This is a genomic window from Micromonospora sp. NPDC023814, from assembly GCF_040639595.1.
Lineage (GTDB): Bacteria > Actinomycetota > Actinomycetes > Mycobacteriales > Micromonosporaceae > Micromonospora.
In genome coordinates this window covers 1-1825 of sequence record NZ_JBFAAF010000214.1, presented here as the reverse complement: position 1 = coordinate 1825, position 1825 = coordinate 1, and the positions used below count along the sequence as shown (strand labels likewise).

The window sequence follows — 1825 nt, the reverse complement described above, 5'->3', positions numbered from 1 at the left end:
AACTCTCGGGGGTAAGGCTTGGGCACAGCGACATCCTTCCAGCCCGCCCGACAGGGCAAGCCATCTCAGGTGTCACCTATTGGTGCAGCAGACCCCACCCCGACCTACTCGTCCTGGCTCAACCTCGTCGAACGCTGGTTCGCCGAGTTGACCAACCGCAAACTACGTCGATCAACCCACCGCAGCATTACGTCCCTGGAAGCCGACGTCACCGCCTGGATCGAAGCCTGGAACAGCAACCCGAAACCGTTCATCTGGACCAAGACAGCTGACGAAATCCTCGAGACACTCGTCGGATACTGCCAACGAATTAACGACTCGGGACACTAGATCTCCAGCCGCAGTCCGGCCCATCGGTCGAGCCATCCCTTGACCTCCACGCGGCGCTGTACCTTCGCGCGGCCCGCTGCGTCGTTGAAGGCCGGAGAGGGGCGGACAACCATTCCCACAAGGTCAGCCAGCCCATGGCAGGACACCAGGTGAACAGAGTCACCCCGTAGAGTAACCGCGACGCACGTTGCCGTTTCGGGCCAGCGCGATATCGCGTCCAGGGCGGACGTGTAGGGCTCATCGCCATTGAGCAGATGCATCCGTGCTTGATTACGAATCTCCCACGGCACCCCGGGCAGGGCCACCATGGCTTGGGCTTCGGCGCCTGCGTCGTCGCGTGGGTCCAGCTTCTCCGGGTCGAAGTAGGCGACATCCACGTCGCGCTCCGGCGAGACCGGGAGGTTGCTGATCGCGTCCCAGACGCGGTTCCGTACGAAGCCGGCACCGATCCACCAGTCCGGTAATCCCAGGTCGGCCGTGGCCCGAAGGACTCTCATTGCTTCCGGGTCTGACTCGATTACGCCCACAACGTCCTGCGCGCTCATGACCACCCCAGGGACCCTAGACCAGCGGACGTACGCACCGCTTGCGAGGCGGTGGCTGAGGGCAGAGCGAAGTCTGTCACCGGGTGCTTCGGCGCGATCACCACCGCCCGCGGCAGGCAGGCGGCGATCGTCCCCGCGAGGCTGCCGAAGGACAAGGCGAAGGCCAGCGGGAGGAACAAGTCCCACCGGGGGCGGCCGGAATACGGTAGAAAGGGGCCGCGGCGGCGATCGGCGCGTGGTCCGCCCAGTTCGCCGACCCCGCCCTCGATGCTCTCCACCAGGGCAAAATGGGTGGCCTCGCCAGCCGTCCCGCCCTACCTTGTAACTGGATCTTCTTCTCCGACCCACTCACAAGAGGACTTCACCCCGCGTGACGCCGCCTGCTCTTTAACCTGACACCTTCCCCGTGCATCGGTCGCCGACGTCGCCGTCGGCTCTTTCCCCATGCCTTCCGTCAGGTCTTTAGAGAGATCATGTCTACGCGTCCTCATATCGTTCTGTCCTGGACCGTTCGGCGCGCGCGCCTTTCCCTGCTCGCGTTCCGCTGCGTCCACTGCCATTCCGGCCTCGCCAGCACCGGCGACGGGAAGTTCCGCGTCGATGCCAACGGCAAACTCCTCGACATCTGGCTCCTGGTCGCCTGCGTTTTCTGCGACCGCACCAGCAAAATCACCGTTCACGATCGCGTCCCGGTCCGGTACCTGGATCCGATCCTTCTGAAGGGCTACTCCGGCAACTCCTCTGCCCTCGTCGCCCGCGTCCTTCTCGACCCGCTGATCGCCCGGCGCAACCGGTTCGCCCTGGAGCGGGACCCATGCTGGGAACTGCTCGCCCCGTCCCCTCCCGTAAGCCCCTGGCGTGACTGGTCAGGTGCTCGTCGGCGGGTCGGCTTGACCTGGGGCGTTCGGGTTGGATCATGGTTGGGTGTGCGGAACGCCGTCGATCGTGGA

General features: G+C 64.9%; 2 protein-coding genes and 1 pseudogene. 2 read left to right on the top strand and 1 reads right to left on the bottom strand.

Features of this window, described 5'->3' with window-relative positions; genetic code table 11:
- Window positions 1-96 precede the first annotated feature (96 nt).
- Window positions 97-330: pseudogene (locus tag AB0G14_RS35515) on the top strand (IS630 family transposase); the annotation flags it as partial.
- On the opposite strand, the gene AB0G14_RS35510 reads toward AB0G14_RS35515, so the two are convergent.
- The gene (locus AB0G14_RS35510) at window positions 327-875 is read right to left on the bottom strand and encodes a nucleotidyltransferase family protein (RefSeq protein ID WP_357705168.1); all 549 of its coding nucleotides are present in this window, start codon (window positions 873-875) and stop codon (window positions 327-329) included. The pseudogene AB0G14_RS35515 and the gene AB0G14_RS35510 overlap by 4 nt on opposite strands.
- A 473-nt stretch (window positions 876-1348) precedes the next feature.
- Here AB0G14_RS35510 and AB0G14_RS35505 point away from each other — a divergent pair.
- The coding region (locus tag AB0G14_RS35505; RefSeq protein ID WP_357705166.1) for a DUF1062 domain-containing protein at window positions 1349-1825 on the top strand (477 nt) is incomplete at its 3' end.